The 18,121-nt window shown below is 67.7% G+C and carries 12 protein-coding genes; 7 read left to right on the top strand and 5 right to left on the bottom strand.

Features of this window, described 5'->3' with window-relative positions:
• Nucleotides 1-61 precede the first annotated feature (61 nt).
• Both AC3WLE_RS14630 and AC3WLE_RS14625 read right to left on the bottom strand, forming a co-directional pair.
• A complete protein-coding gene (locus AC3WLE_RS14630) occupies nucleotides 62-1,636 on the bottom strand; it encodes a flavin-containing monooxygenase (protein ID WP_492356870.1) in 1,575 nt (524 codons plus the stop codon).
• Nucleotides 1,637-1,893: 257 nt separating this feature from the next.
• A complete protein-coding gene (locus AC3WLE_RS14625; RefSeq protein ID WP_492356869.1) occupies nucleotides 1,894-2,967 on the bottom strand; it encodes an AraC family transcriptional regulator in 1,074 nt (357 codons plus the stop codon).
• Nucleotides 2,968-3,082: 115 nt separating this feature from the next.
• On the opposite strand from AC3WLE_RS14625, the gene AC3WLE_RS14620 reads away from it, so the two are divergent.
• The 7 genes from AC3WLE_RS14620 to AC3WLE_RS14590 all read left to right on the top strand — a co-directional run bounded on the left by AC3WLE_RS14620 (nucleotide 3,083) and on the right by AC3WLE_RS14590 (nucleotide 11,486).
• Nucleotides 3,083-3,688 (top strand): hypothetical protein, encoded by a 606-nt coding sequence (locus AC3WLE_RS14620; RefSeq protein ID WP_492352310.1) that lies wholly within the window; start codon nucleotides 3,083-3,085, stop codon nucleotides 3,686-3,688.
• Nucleotides 3,689-3,696: 8 nt separating this feature from the next.
• Nucleotides 3,697-5,292 carry a GMC family oxidoreductase gene (locus tag AC3WLE_RS14615; protein ID WP_492356868.1) on the top strand — a complete coding sequence of 532 codons (1,596 nt, stop codon included), beginning with the start codon at nucleotides 3,697-3,699 and terminating at the stop codon, nucleotides 5,290-5,292.
• A 268-nt stretch (nucleotides 5,293-5,560) separates the two neighbouring features.
• Entirely contained in the window at nucleotides 5,561-6,535 is a 975-nt protein-coding gene (locus AC3WLE_RS14610; protein WP_492321320.1) for a TetR/AcrR family transcriptional regulator, read from the top strand.
• A gap of 206 nt (nucleotides 6,536-6,741) precedes the next feature.
• Entirely contained in the window at nucleotides 6,742-7,638 is an 897-nt protein-coding gene (locus AC3WLE_RS14605) for a DUF1571 domain-containing protein (RefSeq protein ID WP_492321321.1), read from the top strand.
• Nucleotides 7,639-7,888: 250 nt separating this feature from the next.
• Nucleotides 7,889-9,241, top strand: coding sequence for a DUF2957 domain-containing protein (locus tag AC3WLE_RS14600; RefSeq protein WP_492356867.1), 1,353 nt, complete (start codon nucleotides 7,889-7,891; stop codon nucleotides 9,239-9,241).
• Nucleotides 9,242-9,278: 37 nt separating this feature from the next.
• Nucleotides 9,279-10,559, top strand: a complete 1,281-nt coding sequence (locus tag AC3WLE_RS14595; RefSeq protein WP_492356866.1) for a DUF2957 domain-containing protein — start codon at nucleotides 9,279-9,281, stop codon at nucleotides 10,557-10,559.
• Between the two features lie 87 nt (nucleotides 10,560-10,646).
• Nucleotides 10,647-11,486, top strand: coding sequence for an OmpW/AlkL family protein (locus AC3WLE_RS14590; RefSeq protein WP_492321324.1), 840 nt, complete (start codon nucleotides 10,647-10,649; stop codon nucleotides 11,484-11,486).
• A 123-nt stretch (nucleotides 11,487-11,609) separates the two neighbouring features.
• On the opposite strand, the gene AC3WLE_RS14585 is transcribed toward AC3WLE_RS14590, so the two are convergent.
• From AC3WLE_RS14585 to AC3WLE_RS14575, 3 genes are all read right to left on the bottom strand, one after another.
• A complete protein-coding gene (locus tag AC3WLE_RS14585) occupies nucleotides 11,610-13,097 on the bottom strand; it encodes an efflux transporter outer membrane subunit (RefSeq protein WP_492352305.1) in 1,488 nt (495 codons plus the stop codon).
• Nucleotides 13,098-13,099: 2 nt separating this feature from the next.
• Nucleotides 13,100-16,252 (bottom strand): efflux RND transporter permease subunit, encoded by a 3,153-nt coding sequence (locus AC3WLE_RS14580; RefSeq protein ID WP_492321326.1) that lies wholly within the window; start codon nucleotides 16,250-16,252, stop codon nucleotides 13,100-13,102.
• A gap of 63 nt (nucleotides 16,253-16,315) precedes the next feature.
• Complete coding sequence (locus AC3WLE_RS14575; protein WP_492321327.1) at nucleotides 16,316-17,566, bottom strand: efflux RND transporter periplasmic adaptor subunit; 1,251 nt, start codon at nucleotides 17,564-17,566, stop codon at nucleotides 16,316-16,318.
• Between the last annotated feature and the right edge of the window lie 555 nt (nucleotides 17,567-18,121).

The following is an 18,121-nucleotide window of genomic DNA, read 5'->3' as shown; positions in this document are numbered from 1 at the left end:
GTCCGGTCTCCTTCCGGTGATGTCGTTCTTTTGGGTGTGAATCGGGGGGAATGCGTGTGCGTCAGGCACCGGCGACCGTGGCGATATCGGCCGACCCGGCCTGCATTGCGGTCTCGTCCGGCAACGCGCGCCGCACCGGGTACAGGTCGTAGTCGGTCATGCGAAAGCTCGCCGTGGCGCGGCGGAACTGCCAGGTGAAGCCCGGCCACAGCGTGGTGTTGCGGCCGCTGCGCGGGTCGATGTACCAGCTGGCGCAGCCGCCGGCGGACCAGATCGCATGGCCCAGCCGCGCCTGCAGCCGTTCGTTGAAGCGGCGCTGCACCGGCTCGCGCACGTCCACCGCCTGCACGCCTTCGCGGCGCATCTGCTGCAGGGCGTCGACGATGTAGGCCACCTGCGACTCGATCATGAACACCATCGAGCTGTGGCCCAGGCCGGTATTGGGGCCGACCACGAAGAACAGGTTGGGGAAGCCCGCCACGGTGGTGCCCAGGTAGGCCTGCGCGCCGTCGCGCCAGGCATCGACCAGGTCCACGCCGTCAAGGCCCGAGATCACGCCGCGCGGCATCGGATCGGTGGCATGGAAGCCGGTGCCCAGGATGATGCAGTCCACGGGCCGGCGCGTGCCGTCGCGCAGCACCACCGCGTCGCGCTCCACGCGGGCGATGCCGGTGGTGACCACGTCCACGTTGTCGCGCGCAAGCGCCGGGTAGTAGTCGTTGGAGATCAGCACGCGCTTGCAGCCGATGGTGTAGTCCGGCGTCAGCGTCGCGCGCAAGGCAGGGTCGCGCACCTGCCTGGCCAGATGGCGGCGCGCGACGCGCTCCACGACCTTCATGATCTTCGGATGCAGCACGAAGCCCAGCACGCGCGATTCCAGCATCCAGTAGATGCCGGTGCGCACCAGCGTCTGCGTGAACGGCAGGCGGCGGAACAGCCAGCGCTCCGCCGCGCTGACCTCGCGGTCCGGCTTGGGCATGATCCACGGCGGAGTGCGCTGGTACAGGTCCAGCTGCGCCACCTGGGGCGCGATCTGCGGCACGAACTGGATCGCGCTGGCGCCGGTGCCGATCACGGCCACGCGCTTGCCGGCGAGCGCATAGGCGTGGTTCCAGTGCTGCGAGTGGAAGCACTCGCCCTCGAACGAGTCCAGCCCGGGGATATTGGGGTAGGAAGGCCGGCTCAGCCCGCCCATGCCGGAGACCAGCACGCGCGCCCGCACCACCTTGCCGTCGGCCATCTCCAGGCGCCACACCTGCGCGGCCTCGTCCCAGGCGGCGTGGCGCAGTTCATGGTGCAGCCGCAGGTGCGGGCGCAGGCCGAAGCGGTCGGTGCAGCCTTCCAGGTAGGCGCGGATCTCCGGCTGGGTCGAGAACATGCGCGACCAGTCCGGGTTCGGCGCGAATGAAAAGGAATACAGGTGCGACTGCACATCGCAGGCGCAGCCCGGGTAATGGTTGTCGCGCCAGGTGCCGCCGACTGCGCCGGCCTTCTCGAAGATCAGGAAGTTGCGCTCGCCGCGCTCGCGCAGCCGTATCGCCATGCCGAGGCCGGCAAAGCCACTGCCGATGATGGCAATGTCTGTGTGCTCAAGGGCAGGGGATGCCTGCTGCGGCAACTCCGCGGGTGCATTCATGGGCGCTCCTCACCGTTATTACAGTGTTTATTGTGACATTGATGGATGTCATCGTAGGAAGCGCAGGGCAGGTGGTCAATGCCGTGAGTTGAAGGATGGTTCTAATTTCTGGGGATTTCCAGCGGCGTTTCACGCACATAAAACAAGGCGATGCCACCCCGCAGGCGCTTGCGCCGTGGGATTCGGTCGTGCGTTTGAAACCGGGAGATTTTTTCAGGCTTCGCCGATCACGAAGGCGTGGCCGCAATATCGGGGCGCTAGGCCGTCTGTCCCTTGCGGCGCCAGCCGTGCGGCGTTTCACCGGTCCAGCGCTTGAAGGCGTGGGTGAAGGCACTCTGCTCGGAATAGCCGAGCCGCATCGCGCACTGCGCCAGGCTGATGCCGGGATCGGCAAGATACTGCTCCGCCAGCGCGCGCCGCACGTTATCCACAAGCTGTGAATAACTGATGCCCTGCGCCTGCAGCCGCCGCTGCAGGGTGCGCACGGGCATGCCCAGGTGCGTGGCCACGTCGGCAATCGGCAGTTCGCCCTGCGGCAGCCGCCCGCTGATATAGGCACGCGCCTGCGCCAAGGCGTCGGCCCCGGCCGGCGCGATCTGCTGCAGCTGGGTATCGGCGATGCGCGTCATCTGCGCCTGCATGCCCGCGTCGGCCTGCAGCGACGGCAGGTCGAGCAAGGCCCGGTCGATATGCATGGCATGGCGCGCGGCGTTGAAGACCACGGGGCAGCCGAACACCTCGGCATGCAGGCGGGTATCGGCCGGCGCGGGATGCGGGAATTCCACCTGGGTGGCCACGTGCTGCTCACCGATCAGCCAGCGCGCGAACACCACCCAGGTTGCCATGTGCAACTCATGCGCATGGCGCGACAGCGGGCCATGCCGGGCTTCCCAGGTCATGCAGGCGGCCTGCGGCGTTTCGATCAGGCGGGTGCCGCCGATATCGTTGGCCAGCACCTCATAGCGGATGCCTTGCAGGATGGCGTCACGCACGGTGGGCGTGGTCAGCACCACGTAGCCCATCTCGGCATAGTGGCGCGGCGCGAAGGCGGCGCCGGCGCGCAGGCCGACATCGGGATCGCCGGTGACCTGCTCCAGCCAGTCGAGCAGCGCCAGGTAGGCGGCACCGGGAATGCGCGTGGCGGTCTGCGCACCGGTGGCGTGCAGCAGCTCGGGCGGCACGCCGACGGCGCGCAGCTGGTCGGCCGGGGCAATGCCCTGGCGCGCGCCGTGGTCGAGCACGGCGCGGAGGTAGGCGAGCGAGACGGTGCCCAGTGCGGTGCCCGCTTGCGCACCACTGGCACCGCCGTCGGGCTGGTTGGCGCGTGGCATCAAATCACCTGTCGTGCGGGATCAAGACCGGGCACCGATCTTTATCCAAACTCCGGGTAGCGTCAATGCGGGCCTGCCCCCGCCTGAATACAAGAGACCGACGCATGGAGACAATATGGCCCCCAATCATCCACACCGCCGTGCGGATGCCGATGCCGAGGCGCTGCACGCGCTGACGCGGCGCGGCTTCCTGAAAGTCGGCCTCGGCTTCTCGGCCGCGCTGGCCTGTACCGCGCTGGTGCCGTCGCTGGCCGGCTGCTCGTCGGCAGATCCCGCGCCGCAGGCCGGCATGACCTGGCTGCGCCCGCAAGACGTGGCGATGTTCCGCGCGCTGCTGCCGGCCATCGTCACCGAGCTGGCCGAAGCGCCGCCGCCGCGGCGCGCGGCCCTGGAGCAGGACGCGCTGCGCAATATCGACGCGACCTGCGCTGCGATGGGCGCGGGTGCGCAAGCCGAGCTGCGCAAGCTGTTCGGCCTGCTTGCCAGCATGCCGCTGCGCTGGGCGCTGACCGGCATCCGCCAGGACTGGAGCGCGGCCACGCCCACGCAGGTGCAGGCCTTCCTGGCGCGCTGGCGCGCCAGCCGCCTGGCCACGCTCAATGCCGGCGCGGTGGTGCTGGTCAAGCTCACCAGCGTGGGCTACTACGTGTTGCCGGCCGCGTGGGCGGGCAGCGGCTATCCCGGCCCGAACGCGGCCGTCTACAAGGCGCTGCACGCCTGATCCCCGACATGGCCATCGACAATCTCTACGACGCCGGCATCGCCGCCGGCTGGAAGGTACTGGACGCCGCCACCTTCACCACCACGCGCACGCTGGATGCCGACGTCGTCATCGTCGGCAGCGGCGCGGGCGGCGGCATCAGCGCCGAGGCGCTCAGCCGCGCGGGCCTGCGCGTGGTGCTGCTGGAAGAGGGCGCGCTGCGCACCTCGGACAGCTTCCGCGACATGGACGAGAACCGCGCCTATCGCGAGCTCTATCAAGAGGCCGCGGCCCGCACCACGGCCGACGGCGCCATCGCCATCCTGCAGGGCCGCTCCGTCGGCGGCAGCACCACGGTCAACTGGTCATCGAGCTTCCGCACGCCGCCGCAGACGCTGGCGCACTGGGCCACGCACCACGCCGTCACCGGCCACAGCGAGGCCGACATGGCCCCATGGTTCAAGAGAGTGGAAGAGCGCCTAGGCATCGCGCCATGGGCGATGGCGCCCAATCCCAACAACGACGTGCTCAAGCGCGGCTGCTCGACGCTGGGCTGGGAATGGCACGTGATCCCGCGCAACGTGAAGGGCTGCTGGAACTCCGGCTATTGCGGGCTGGGGTGCCCGGTCAATGCCAAGCAGTCGATGCTGGTGTCGACCATTCCCGCGGCACTGGCCAGCGGCGCGACGCTGGTGCACCGCGTGCGCGTGCGCACGCTGGACCATGACGGCAAGCGCGTGCAGTCGGTCACCGGCGAGGCGCTGGGCGCGGACGGCTATACGCCCATCGGCGTCGGCGTGGTCGTGCGCGCCAAACACTTCATCGCCGCCGGCGGCGCCATCAACACGCCGGCGCTGCTGCTGCGCTCGCGCGTGCCGGACCCGCATGAGCGGCTGGGATTGCGCACGTTTATCCACCCGGTGAATATCAGTATCGCGAAAATGCCAGAGCGCATTGATCCCTATTATGGCGCACCGCAGTCGATCGCTTCCGACCACTTCCAGTGGAAGGATGGCGCCACCGGGCCGATGGGCTACAAGCTGGAGGTGCCGCCGATGTTCCCCGGCATCAGCGCGGGCGTGCTCAACGGCGTGGGCGAGGCGCTGCGCCGCGACATGGCGCAACTGCCCCATACCAACGCCATGCTGGCACTGCTGCGCGACGGCTTCGTGCCAGAGAGCACGGGCGGGCGCGTGCGGCTGGCGGCCGACGGCAGCCCGCTGCTGGACTATGAGATGAGCGACTACGCCTGGGACGGCGTGCGGCGCGCGTGGCTGAGCATGGCGCAGGCGCAGTTTGCCGCCGGCGCGGAGCGGGTGCGGCCCGCCCACCTGGACGCCGCCGAGTACCGCAGCTGGCCCGAGGCGCGCGACGCCATCGCGCAACTGCCGCTCAAGCCATTCCGCACCGCGCTGTTCACCGCGCACCTGATGGGCGGCTGCGGCATGAGCGACGATGCGCGCGGCGGCGTGGTGGACAGCCATGGCAACCACCACCAGCTGGCCAACCTGTCGGTGTTCGACGGCTCGGTGTTCCCGACCAGCGTGGGGGCCAATCCCCAATTGTCGGTGTTCGCGCTGACGGCACAGAATGCGCACGCGCTGGCACGGCGCCTCACGTCATGAGGTATTGGCCGCGCAAGCCTGCAATGTCCTGCGTTGCAGGCATCCGGCATGGCTGCTCGATGCAGGCTGCGGGCGACATTGTTGTGCGATTCCCCACGCCAGTGGCGCAATTAGAATGTCCACTCCAATTCAGCTCTTGTGAAACGCTCGAAGCGGTGGATAGGCTTCGTACAGCTGTTTCAAGCATCCGTATGCCGTCAGAGCAGGGAGCGGAACAGCGTAGCAAATTGCTAAGGGGTTTACGGCAGCAACGAAGAGAGACGCCCCCATGAAGACCGGCAAAAGCTCGGCAGGAGACACCAAGGCCCGGATTCTCGACGCCACGGAAAAGCTGTTTACCGAGGTCGGCTATGAAGCCACCTCGCTCAGGCAGGTCACGTCGCGCGCCATCGTCAACCTGGCCGCCGTGAACTACCACTTCCGCAGCAAAGACATCATGATGCACGCCGTGCTGAGCCGGCGGCTGGACCCGCTCAACGCGCGGCGCCTGGCGCTGCTCGATGCGTGCGAAGCGCGCTGGCCCGGCAACAGCATCCGCTGCGAACACGTGATGGGTGCGCTGTTCGTGCCCGCGCTGCAGATGGCACGCGACCCGTCGGTGGGCGGGCCGTCGTTCCTGCGGCTGCTCGGGCGCGTGTATTCGGACACCTCGCCCTTTATCCAGCAATACCTGCTGGAGCACTACGCCCCGGTGTACGGGCGCTTCTTCGACGCCTTCTCGCGCGCCATTCCGGGGCTGCCGCGGCATGAGCTCGGCTGGCGCCTGCAGTTTGCGCTCAAGGCGCTGGCCGGCGTGCTGGCCGGCGAAGAACTCACCAACCTGCTGCCGGCGTTCACGCAGGGCCGGCAGATGAGCGATGCGCACGTGCTGGCCCAGCTCACCGCCATGGTGGAAGCCGTGCTGAACGTGGCGCAACCCAGCGCGGATGAGTTCTCGGCGCTGCAGTCGGTGTTCGAGCTCGGCGAGCAGCAGCAGGCCGAGCAGCGCGCCAGCAGGCTGGCCGCTGCGCAGTCTGCCGATGACCCGGGTGCCAGTTATGCCGCAATGGCGGCAACGATGGGCGATGCGGCCAGCCAGACCGCCGCCGCCCTCGGCAAGGCCCGCATCAGCGCACGCACCGTGCGCAATGAGGGCACCAAACGCGCAGCCGTGACCAGCATGCCGGTCCGCGCGCGCGAGCAGACCGTGAGCTTCCCCAGCAACCCGCTGGATGACTGGATGCGAATGCGCACCAGGACATAGCGGCGCGCGCCGCGCCCGGTTACCGCCGGGCCGGCGCCACCGCGCTCACGCAAACCTGAACCGTCGATCCATCCAGCGAGGCCACGCACAGGCCCCGCGGACCCCGTGCGCCTTATCGGATTTTCCAAGGGCGCGGCGGTGGCCCCGTTCGTCCCTGCGTTGCCCGCGCTCCGCCTCCTGGCGGACATCTTGAGGAGGAAGCTGCCATGTCGATCCAACCGCTTTACCTTGCCGCCGTCGCCGGTGCCGTCATCGGACTGCTGGCCGCACCGCTGGCCATGCCCCCCGTGGCCATGGCCCAGACGGCCACAACCACCGCCGCCGCGGGCACGGGCTATGACGGCCAAACATCCGCACAGCAAGCCGCACTGTTCTCGCGCCAGGTCGCCAGCGGCGAACTCGCGCGGCTGTCCGATGAGCAGGTGCTGGCCGTGTTCCAGGCGCTGCAGCCGGATGCGCTGCTGAAATGGGCCCGTGCCGAGATGAACCGCTATCCCGAGTACGAGTACTGGATGTCGCGCCAGGAGCGGCTCAACAACCAGTGGCAGGACCAGCCCGCCAAGATGCAGATCCGCTACCGCCACCAGCCGCGCCAGCTCTATGCCAAGTGGCTGCCCGGCGGCGCGCAGTCGGGCCAGGAAATCATCTACGACGAGACCCGCCGCAAGGACGAGATGTACGGCCACCTGGGCGGCGTGCTGGGCTTCACCTCGATGTGGATCGCGCTGGACGGCACGCTGGCGCGTTCGCAGTCCAACCACACCGTGCGCGACCTGGGCTTCCAGTTCGTGCTGTCGATGCTGGAGCGCGATGCCAGGTCCCTGCGTGCCGCCGGCCTGTCCGAGAAATACAGCAAGGCCGAGATCGTGCAGGAGCAGGGCGTGCGCATGGTGGCGCTGACCTGGGACCTGCCGGCCGGCGCGCCGCAGTACTACGCCAAGAAGGTGCAGCTGATGCTGGACCTGAAGCATCCCTATATCCGCGTGGAAACGGCCTGGGATGCCGACGGCAACATGGTCGAGAAGATCGTGTTCGACAAGCTGGTGCGCAAGACCTTCGAGGCCTCGGCGTTCGATCCGGCCAATCCTGACTATCGCTTCTGATATCGGCAAAGCGGCGCGCACCGTGCGTTTGAATCGGTGGCCGCGCCGCTTTGCCGCGCAGTCCGTGCAACACCCGCAATCCACAGCCACATGCGGCATGCACGCCAGGCGCGCCTGTTTGGAACGGCCGCTCTATTGACGCAAAAACACGCGAGCGGCGAGAGTCGCCGCACCCGGGAGGGATCCGGCCGCAGAGCCGGACACCAGATCCAGAAACAGGGGTCGCCAAGAAAAAATCAGGAGACAGGCAATGACCATGTCGATGCTTCGACGCAGTACTTTGGTTTTGACAGGGGTGAGCCTTGCCGCGGCGCTGGCCGGCTGCGGTGGCGGCGGCGGCGATGAAGAGGCGCCGCGCGCCGGCACGCAGGCACCGCAATGCGCTGACACGGGCACGTGCCCCGCGCAGGGGCCGGTCACCATCGGCGGCCCGCCGGGGTCGTTGTGCCCGGCGGCACTGGACTACAGCACCACCTTCACCGGCGGCTCCGGCGCGGGCGAACTGGTCAAGCTGCGCTTCGACACCGCGGCCCGCACCTACCAGCTGGAGATCATCGAGTCGCCGGTGCCCAAGCAACCCGGCAGCGTCAGCCCGACGCGTGCAGGCGTGACTTTCACCGGCACCTTCGCCAACCTGACCTCGCTGCCGACCGCCGAGCAGAACCGCTGCGCGGTTGCGCTGCAGACAGCAACGGCGTCTGACGGCACCTCGCAGGCGAATATCGACAGCGCGAAGCCGCCGGTGATCTTCCTGGGCAACGGCGTTGCCGGCGGCGGCATCCCGGGTGCCACCATCTCCTATCCGGGCGTGCTCGGGCTGGGCGCGATCCCGGCCACCACGTTCCCGTTCTACCCGGTGCTGGCATTCGCGCAGACCGAGACCGACTTCACCAAGGTGGCCGGCAGCTACAACCTGCTGGGCTACCACCAGGTGCCGTCCGGCGGCTCGCTGACTTCGTCGAGCCACTTCACGCCCGCGACCGCGCAGACCACCGAGACGCTGAACGCCGACGGCAGCTGCACCGCCGCGGCCGGCAGCTGCCTCAGCACCGGCAACAGCTGGAAGCTGCGCAGCGCCGATGGCGCCTTCGAAAGCAGCAATGCCGATGGCAGCCGCCGTTACCCGTCGTTCCAGAGTGCGGCCATCACCAGCAACAACGCCAGCCGCGCCAAGGGGTTGATGGTGGTGGGCAAGCTCAACGGCGCGCTGGTGCCGCTGCTGGTGCGCACCGGCTACGCGCAGATCTCGCTGCTGCCGCTGACGGTCAATGTCGACGACGAATCGGGCCTGGCACTGATGGCGCCGGCGAAGGCGCTGGCCAGCGGCCAGCTTGACGGCGGCTATATCGGCTCGGGCAGCGACTTTGTCTACACCGCCTCGCTGGTCAAGGGCGCGCGCGTGGAGCTGCTGGACCCGATGACGATGAACCAGACCGGAGCCTTCCAGCTCGACTTCACGCAGAACGCGCCGGGCATGATCGCCACCACCGACAACAGCGGCACCACCGGTGCGCTGATTGCCAGCGGCCGGGTGTTCAGCCACCTGTCCGGCGCCGGCAGCGCCAGCCCGACCTTCCGCGTCGGCGTGCTGGCAGCACCCTGAGTCCACCAAGAACACACAAGACCGAGGAGACCACGCCATGCAACCCCATCGACTGATCCTGCCGCGGGCCTCGCGCCCATCCACGGTGCCGGCGCGTGCGCTGGCCGTGGCCGCCGCCGCCATGCTCGCCGCCTGCGGTGGCGGCGGCGGCGACGACGCGCCGTCCACGCCGGCCGCGGTGCAGACGCGGCTGTGCCCGGCATCGCTCGACTACACCACCACCTTCACCGGCGGCACCGGCTCCGGCGAGCTGGTGAAGGTGCAGATCGACACCACCAAAAAGACCTGGCAGGTGACCTTCGTGGATTCCTCGGTGCCGCGCCAGACCGGCACCGTGCAGCCCACGCGCAGCGACCCCACCAACGGGCAGAACGTGATGCGCGGCACGCTGAAGGCGGAGACGGGGTTGCCGACCGAGAAGCTTAACCAGTGCGCGTTCGAGCTGAGCGGCGCCAGCCTCGATCCGACCCGTCCGGCCAAGCTCTTTGTCGGCGAAGGCGTGGTGGGCGGCACCATCCCGGGCGCGCGCATCCAGTTCAACGGCGTGCTGGGCGCAGGCGCGGTGCCGGACACCACCTTCCCGTATTTCCAGTTCATCGGCTTCGCGCAGACCGAGACCGACCTGTCGAAGATTGCCGGCCAGTACAACGGCACGGGCTTCCACGAGGTGCCGTCCAAGCAGTTCCAGCTGGTGGCGCAGGACTACCGCATGGCGCTGGCTGCCGATGGTTCGTTCACCGTCTGCGACAACGCCACCAACTCGTGCGAGCGCAAGGGCAACAACTTCGTGCCGCAGGCGAGCGGCGCGCTGCTGTCGACCAACTACAAGGCCGAGAGCCAGCCGCCCACGCTGGGCGGCACGCTGGGCAAGGCCTACCTGATCGTGGGCAAGCTGCGCGGCCAGCTGGTGCCAATCATGATCCGCGTGGGCTATGCCAATGACACGCTCGCCAACGGCCCGCTTGGTGCCGACGACGAGATCGGCATCGGCATGATGGCGCCGGCGGTAGCGGTCAGCGAGGGCACGGTCAACGGCGAATACGTCGGCGTCGACAGCAACTTCAACTACCGCGTGACGGCACTGATCGGCGCCGCGGCCACCATGATGGATCCGTTCCGGCCGCACGATGCGTCGCTCGCCATCCCGTACCGGCTGGACTTCTCGCAGCAGGTGCCCGGCGTGGTCCGCACTTCGCGGCGCGATGCACCCGCAGGCTCGCCGCCGACCGGCAAGCTGATGTTCACCGGCGGCGTGTTCGGCTTCCTGGAACAGCGCGACAGCGGCCCGTACTTCACCGTCGGCGCATTCGTGCAGTAAGCACGCTACCAGGCCCGGGCCATTGCAGCCCGGGCCACTGCGCCACGATTCGACCATACAGAGACATCCAATGCCGGGGGACACAAGATGAAAACCATACGCCTCACGCTCACACTGATGCTGGCCGCGCTGGCCAGCTTCGCCCTGCCTGCCCATGCCCAGAAGAAGGGCGACAACGTGGTATCCGCGGGCTGGTTCCATATCCAGACCCACGGCCAGAGCGGTCCGCTGACCACCACCTTGCTCGACGTGCCGATCAACTACCCGCTCGGGCTGCCATCCAGCTTCACCGCACCGGGCAGCAGCATCTCGTCATCCAACGCCAATACGCTGGGGCTGACCTTCAGCCACTTCGTCTCCGACCATATCGCGATCACCGCGGTGGGCGGCATCCCGCCGGAGTTCAAGCTCTACGGCCACGGCGAACTGATCCCGCCCGGCCCGGCCGGCGCGCTCGGGCGCCAGAGCCTGGGCGATCCGTCGCTGAACCCCATCGTCACCAAGGCACGCCAGTGGAGCCCGGCGGCGATGGTGCAATACCACTTCCTCGATCCGGGCACGCGTTTCCGCCCGTTCCTGGGGGTGGGGGTGTCATACAACTTCTTTACCAACATCGAGGTCAATCCGGCGTTTGCGAGTTCGGTCAACAACAACCTCGGCGCGATCCTGGCGGCGGGGGCGGGCATCCCGGGGCCGACGTCGGTGAGTGCGGATGCATCGTCGTCATGGGCGCCGGTGTTCAATATCGGCGGCACCTACAACTTCGACGAGCATTGGGGGCTGACGGCGGCGGTGACTTATATCCCGCTGAAGACGACGTCGACGATGACGATCAAGGCGGCCGACGGGACCGTGCTGTCGACGTCGAAGACCAAGCTGGAGCCGAATCCGCTGGTGTTCTTTTTGGCGGCTTCGTACAAGTTCTGACGGCTGAAAGAAGAAAAGCCAGCGGCAGTACCGCTGGTTCTTGATTGACCGATTGTGGTCTCCCTCTCCCGCTTGCGGGAGAGGGGAGCAAACCAGCGGCGCGGGAAGCGCTGCAGGCTGACCTTACTGCGTGACGGTGCCCGACGTAGCAGGCGTCCCCTGCTGCGCCACCGGACTGCTCTCCTGCAAGCCACCGCCCAGCGACCGGTACAAGTCGATCGCATTGTTCAGCCGCAGCTGCCGCGCCTGGATCAGCGCCTGCTCGGCAGTGAACAGCTGGCGCTGCGCATCGAGCTCGTCCAGGTAGCTGGCGATGCCGCTACGGAAGCGCAGGCGCGCCAGTTCATAACGTGCCTGTTCCGCGTTGCGCACCTCTTCCTGGCCGGTGACCTGGTCTTCCAGCGTGCCGCGCGCCACCAGTGCATCGGCCACTTCCGCGAAGGCCGTCTGGATGGTCTTCTCGTAGTTGGCGATCTGGATGTTCTTGCGCACATTGGCCAGGTCCAGGTTCGACAGGTTGCGGCCATAGTCGAAGATCGGCAGCACCAGTTGCGGCGCAAACGACCACGCGCGCGTGCCAGCATCGAACAGTCCCGAGAACGTCGGGCTGATGGTGCCCGCACTGGCGGTCAGCGTGATGCGCGGGAAGAACGCCGCGCGCGCCGCGCCGATATTGGCGTTGGCCGACAGCAGCAACTGCTCGGCCTGGCGGATATCGGGGCGCTGCTCGAGCAGCTCCGACGGCAGGCCGGCCGGGATGTCGCTGATGATGCGCTCGTCCGACAGGCGCACCGGCGCCGGAAGGTTCTCGATGCTGCCGATGGGCTTGCCCACCAGCACTTCAAGCGCGTTCTGCGCCTGCGCGCGCTGGCGCGCCAGCTGCGCCGCGGCCACGCGGGCCTGCGCCACCAGCGATTCGTTGTCGCGCAGGTCCAGCGCCGAGGTGGCGCCCGCCTCGAAACGCTGCTTGGCCAGGCCGTAGGTGCTTTCACGCGCCTTCAGCGTGTCGCGCGCCAGGTCGTACTGCTCGGCGAAGGAGCGCTCGGCCAGGTAGGCCTTGGCAACTTCCGACACCAGCGAGATCTGCGCCGAGCGGCGTGCCTCTTCGGTGGCGAAGTACTGCGCCAGCGCGGCATTGGACAGGCTGCGCACGCGTCCGAAGAAATCCAGCTCATACGACGTGATGCCCAGGCCCACCTGGTAGACCTCGGTCACGCCGGGCTGGCCGAGCACCGTTGCCGACTGGGCAGCGGTGGTGCGGGCCCGGGTGTAGCCGCCGGTCGCGTTCACCGTGGGCAGCAGGTCGGCGCGCTGCACCTGGTACAGCGCGCGCGCTTCCTCGATGCGCAGCGCGGCGGTGCGCAGGTCGCGGTTGTTTTCCAGCGAGGTCGCGATCAGCGTCTGCATGCGCGGGTCGCGGAAGAACTCGCGCCAGCCGATGTCGACGGCGCGGCGGGTCTCGCCGCTCTTCACCTCGGCGGTGGCGTAGCCCTCGGGCGCCACCGGGAAGCTGTCTGCCACCGGCGGGGCAGGGCGGTCATAGTGGGGCGCGAGCGTGCACCCCGTCAGAACGCCGGCCACCAGCAGCAGTGTGGTCAGAGTCTTGGTCATGTTCAGATTTCCTCTTTCGGCTCGTGCCACTTCTGGTCCAGCATGCGCTGGCGCGCACTGCCCTTGAAGCGCTTGCGCACCACCACGAAGAAGACCGGCACCAGGAAGATCGCCAGCACCGTGGCGGTGATCATCCCGCCAATCACGCCGGTACCGATGGCGCGCTGGCTGGCCGACCCCGCACCGGTGGCGATCGCCAGCGGCAGCACGCCCAGGATGAACGCCATCGACGTCATCAGGATCGGGCGGAAACGCAGGTGCACTGCTTCCAGCGTGGCTTCGATCAGGCCCTTGCCCTGCGCCTGCAGGTCTTTGGCGAATTCCACGATCAGGATGGCGTTCTTCGCCGACAAGCCGATCGTAGCGATCAGGCCCACCTTGAAGTACACGTCGTTGGGCATGCCGCGCAGCGTCACGCCGAGCAGCGCGCCGAGCACGCCCAGCGGCACCACCAGCAGCACCGAGAACGGGATCGACCAGCTTTCATACAGCGCGGCCAGGCACAGGAACACAATGATCAGCGACAGCGTGTACAGGATCGGTTCCTGCGAGCCGGCCAGGCGTTCTTCATAAGACTGGCCGGACCACTCGAAGCCGAAACCCGGCGGCAGCTTGGCGAAGTTCTCTTCCATCACGCGCATGGCTTCACCGGTACTGCGGCCCGGCGCGGCCTGGCCCGCCAGCTTCACCGCCGGCATGCCGTTGTAGCGCTCCAGGCGCGGCGAGCCCATCACCCACTTGGAGGTCGCGAACGCGGCAAACGCCACCATGTCGCCGTTGCTGTTGCGCACGCGCAGCTTGGTCAGGTCGTCCGGCAGGCGGCGGTCGGAGCCTTCTGCCTGCACGATCACCTTGCGCACCCGGCCTTCATAGATGAAGTCGTTGACGTAGTTCGAGCCGAACGCAATCGACAGCGTCGAGTTGATGCTCGCCACCGTGACGCCGAGCGCCTTGGCCTTCTCGCGGTCGATATCGATCTGCAGCTGCGGCGCATCTTCCTGGCCTTCGGGGCGCACGCCCATCAGCACCGGGCTCTGCGCGGCCATGCCGAGCATCATGTTGCGCGCTTCCATCAGCTTGGCGTGGCCCTGGCCGGTGCGGTCCTGCAGGCGGAAGTCAAAGCCCGAGGAGTTGCCCAGCTCGGAAATCGCCGGCGGGTTGAGCGGGAAGATAATCGCGTCCTTGATGAACGACAGCGCGCCGAAGGCACGGCCGACCAGCGCCTGCGCGGTCTCGCCGTCGCCGGTGCGCTCCTTCCAGTCCTTCAGGCGCACGAACGCGATACCGCCGTTCTGGCCGCGGCCGAAGAAGGAGAAGCCAGCCACCGTGATCATCTGGTCAACCACCTTGCTTTCCTTCTGCAGGTAGTAGTCCTCGATCTGCTTGAGCACGCCGATGGTACGGTCCTGGGTGGCGCCGTTGGGCAGCTGCACCACGGTGATCATGTAGCCCTGGTCCTCGTCGGGCAGGAACGACGACGGCAGGCGCTTGAACAGCACCACCACGCCGACGATGATGACCGCGTAGATGATCAGGTAGCGGCCGGAGCGCTTGAGGATGCGCGCGACCACGCCCTGGTAGCTGGTGGCCGAACGCGCGAAGGTGCGGTTGAACCAGCCGAAGAAGCCCGTCTTCTCATGGTGATGGCCGGCTTCCACGGGCTTGAGCAGCGTCGCGCACAGCGCCGGGGTCAGCGTCAGCGCCAGCAGCGCCGAAAACGCCATCGACGAGATCAGCGACAGCGAGAACTGGCGGTAGATGTTGCCCACCGAGCCCGAGAAGAATGCCATCGGGATGAACACCGCGGTCAGCACCAGCGTGATGCCGACGATGGCGCCGGTGATCTGGCCCATGGCCTTGCGCGTGGCTTCACGTGGCGAGAGTCCTTCCTCGCTCATGATCCGCTCGACGTTCTCGACCACCACGATGGCATCGTCCACCAGGATACCGATGGCCAGCACCATGCCGAACATGGTCAGCACGTTGATCGAGAAGCCGAACGCCAGCAGCGCGCCGAACGTACCCAGCAGCGCGATCGGCACCACCAGAGTCGGGATCAGCGTGGCGCGGAAGTTCTGCAGGAACAGGTACATCACCAGGAACACCAGCACCACGGCTTCGAGCAGGGTCTTGATCACTTCCTCGATCGAGATCTTGACGAAGGCCGAGGTGTCGTAAGGTACCGAGTACTGGTAGTCCGCCGGGAAGTTCTTGGACAGTTCTTCCATCTTGGCGCGCACCGCGGTGGCCGTGGCCAGCGCGTTGCCGGTCGGGGCCAGCTTGATGGCGATGGCCGCCGACGGCTTGCCGTTGGTGCGGGCCTGGGTCGAGTAGTCGGCGCCGCCCAGCTCCACCCGGCCCACGTCCTTGATGCGCACCGAGGACCCATCCGGGTTGGTGCGCAGCAGGATGTTGCCGAACTGCTCAGGCGTGGTCAGGCGGCTTTCGGTGGTGACGGTGGCGTTGAGCTCGGTGCCCTTGGGCGAGGGCGTGCCGCCCAGCTCGCCCACGGCGACCTGGATGTTCTGCTCGCCCACCGCGGCGGTGACGTCGGTCGGGGTCAGGTTGTAGCCCGTCAGCTTGGCCGGGTCCAGCCAGATCCGCATGGCGTACTCGGTGCCGAACAGGTCGGCCTGGCCCACGCCCGGCACGCGGCGGATCGAGTCGATCACCTGCGCCGAGACATAGTTGCCGAGCTGGATCGCGTCAGCCGTGCCGGACTTGGACGACACGGTCAGGAACATCATGTAGTTGTTCCCGGCCTTGTCCACGCGCACGCCCTGCTGGCGCACTTCAGCCGGCAGGCGCGCTTCCACGCGCTTGAGGCGGTTCTGCACTTCGACCGAGTTCAGGTCGACGTTCGAACCCGGCGCGAAGGCGATGGTGATGCTCGCCAGGCCGGACGACTCGCTGGTGGAGTTGTAGTAGAGCAGGTTAGGGGCGCCGTTGAGCTCCTGCTCGATCACCGAGGTGACGGAATCCTCCAGCGTCTTGGCCGACGCACCCGGGTAGGTGGCGGTGACCGAGATCGTCGGCGGGGCGATGTTCGGATATTGCGCGATCGGCAACTGCAGGATCGCCAATATGCCGCCCAGCATGATGATCAGCGCGAGCACCCACGCGAACACCGGCCGGTCGATAAAAAACTTGGCCATAAACTGGCTCCCTCTTGGTCTAGCGGTCTAGCCGTATTTGCCGTATTGGTGGTACGGCAGGGTTCAGCCTTGCTTGGCGTCAGACTTGGCTTGCTGCGGGCCCTCGGCCTTGGGGGCCGAGGCCGGCGCCGCCGGGGCGGAGGCCGTCGCCGCGGCCGGTGCCGAGGCCCCGGCCGGCTTGAACGGCACCGCCTTGGCCGGCGCACCGACCTTGACCTTCTGCAGGCCCTCGACGATCACCTTCTCGCCGCCCTTCAGGCCTTCGGTCACCACCCAGCGGTCGCCAATGGCCTGCGGCGCCTTGACCGGCACCGCCGCGACATTGCCGTCCGTGCCCACCACCATCACGCTGGCACCCTGCGCGCCGCGGATCAGCGCCCGCTGCGGCACGGTCAGTGCGTTCTCGTCCACGCCCTGCTCGATCTTCACGCGCACGAAGGTGCCCGAGAGCAGTTCGCGCTTCGGGTTCGGGAACTGCGCGCGCAGCGTGATCGCGCCGGTGGTCGGGTCGACCGTCATGTCCGAGAACAGCAGCTTGCCGGTGTGCTCGTACTCGCGGCCGTCTTCCACGAACAGGCGCACGTTGGCGCCGCCGTTGACGCCCTTGACCACGCCGGACTCGATGGCGCGGCGCAGGCGCGTGACTTCCGAAGCCGGCTGGGTGAAGGTGACCCACATCGGGTCGACCTGCTCCACCAGCGCCAGCTTGGTCGCCTCGCCCTTGCCCACCAGCGCGCCCTCGGTCACCAGCGCACGGCCGGCGCGGCCGCTGATCGGCGCGGTCACGGTGGTGTAGCCCAGGTTGATCTGGGCGGTGCGCACCGCCGCCTTGGCCGAAGCCACGTCGGCGTTGGCCTGGCCGGCGGAGGCCACGGCGTCGTCGTACTCCTGCTTGCTGACCGCGTTGACGGCCACCAGGGGCTTGTAGCGGTCGGCCTTCAGGCGCGCCGAGACGGCATTGGCCTCGGCGCGCTGCAGCGCGGCCTGTGCCGAAGCCAGCGTGGCCTGGTAGGGTGCCGGGTCGATGCGGAACATCACCTGGCCGGCCTTCACTTCGCCGCCCTCGGTGTAGTTGCGCGACAGCACGATGCCTTCGACGCGAGCACGCACTTCGGCCGTGCGTATGCCTTCCAGGCGGCCCGGCAGTTCATTGACGACGGCGACCGGCGACGGCGTCACGGTCACCACACCCACTTCCGGCGGGGGCGGAGCGCCGCCTTCGGCCTTCTTGTCGCCACAGGCAACAAGCGCCACGGCAGACAGCGCCGCTAGTGCATAGGCAGCAACGCAACGGATACGTTGGGACTTCCTCATCGATAACCCCATGATGGCAATTTGAGATCTGCCGCATCGTCCCGACCTGTCATCCGACAAACGGAAACGACACAGCCCGCCGCACGGTTTGCGGCGGACAAAAGCGTGATGCTAGCCACAATTCGCGGCGTCGCAATGTCAAATGCGACGAACGGTGGCTTTTATGTAACGACTGGATTCATGACCGGCTGGCCTGCGGCAGGGATTGCCAGCTGTGCTGGGTATGTCACAGAAGGCGGCTGGCCGAATGCCGGGCAAGCGCGTATTATATATACATTCAAGCATGTATGTTAAGTCGATGTTGCAGAAGGGCCTTTCGGCGCACAACCTGCGCAGCGGGGCCGCTGGAATACGGATCCTGGCCCCGGTCAAACCCAACCGGCCAGTCCGAATTGCCTCCCTACCCGTTCGGAATCACGGCGCAAACCGCCGGCTCGGGTTAGGATGCGCGCCGTCGTGTCGGCTCGCAAGCTGCAAGCACATTGGCATGTGACGACAACGACCCGCCGGCGCGTGCGCCGGCCCGTGCGGCTGCCACAGCGGGGGCCGCACCCA

It is taken from the genome of Cupriavidus sp. FW306-1B-F12B (assembly GCF_058781795.1).
This window is presented reverse-complemented; position numbering and strand designations above follow the sequence as displayed.

Excerpts from the sequence above, each read along its gene's own strand:
- AC3WLE_RS14610 (WP_492321320.1), top strand. The coding sequence starts at position 5,561 with ATGAAGACCGGCAAAAGCTCGGCAGGAGACACCAAGGCCCGGATTCTC.
- AC3WLE_RS14605 (WP_492321321.1), top strand. The coding sequence starts at position 6,742 with ATGTCGATCCAACCGCTTTACCTTGCCGCCGTCGCCGGTGCCGTCATC.
- AC3WLE_RS14630 (WP_492356870.1), bottom strand. The coding sequence starts at position 1,636 with ATGAATGCACCCGCGGAGTTGCCGCAGCAGGCATCCCCTGCCCTTGAG.
- AC3WLE_RS14600 (WP_492356867.1), top strand. The coding sequence starts at position 7,889 with ATGACCATGTCGATGCTTCGACGCAGTACTTTGGTTTTGACAGGGGTG.
- AC3WLE_RS14575 (WP_492321327.1), bottom strand. The coding sequence starts at position 17,566 with ATGAGGAAGTCCCAACGTATCCGTTGCGTTGCTGCCTATGCACTAGCG.
- AC3WLE_RS14615 (WP_492356868.1), top strand. The coding sequence starts at position 3,697 with ATGGCCATCGACAATCTCTACGACGCCGGCATCGCCGCCGGCTGGAAG.
- AC3WLE_RS14620 (WP_492352310.1), top strand. The coding sequence starts at position 3,083 with ATGGCCCCCAATCATCCACACCGCCGTGCGGATGCCGATGCCGAGGCG.
- AC3WLE_RS14580 (WP_492321326.1), bottom strand. The coding sequence starts at position 16,252 with ATGGCCAAGTTTTTTATCGACCGGCCGGTGTTCGCGTGGGTGCTCGCG.
- AC3WLE_RS14595 (WP_492356866.1), top strand. The coding sequence starts at position 9,279 with ATGCAACCCCATCGACTGATCCTGCCGCGGGCCTCGCGCCCATCCACG.
- AC3WLE_RS14590 (WP_492321324.1), top strand. The coding sequence starts at position 10,647 with ATGAAAACCATACGCCTCACGCTCACACTGATGCTGGCCGCGCTGGCC.
- AC3WLE_RS14625 (WP_492356869.1), bottom strand. The coding sequence starts at position 2,967 with ATGCCACGCGCCAACCAGCCCGACGGCGGTGCCAGTGGTGCGCAAGCG.
- AC3WLE_RS14585 (WP_492352305.1), bottom strand. The coding sequence starts at position 13,097 with ATGACCAAGACTCTGACCACACTGCTGCTGGTGGCCGGCGTTCTGACG.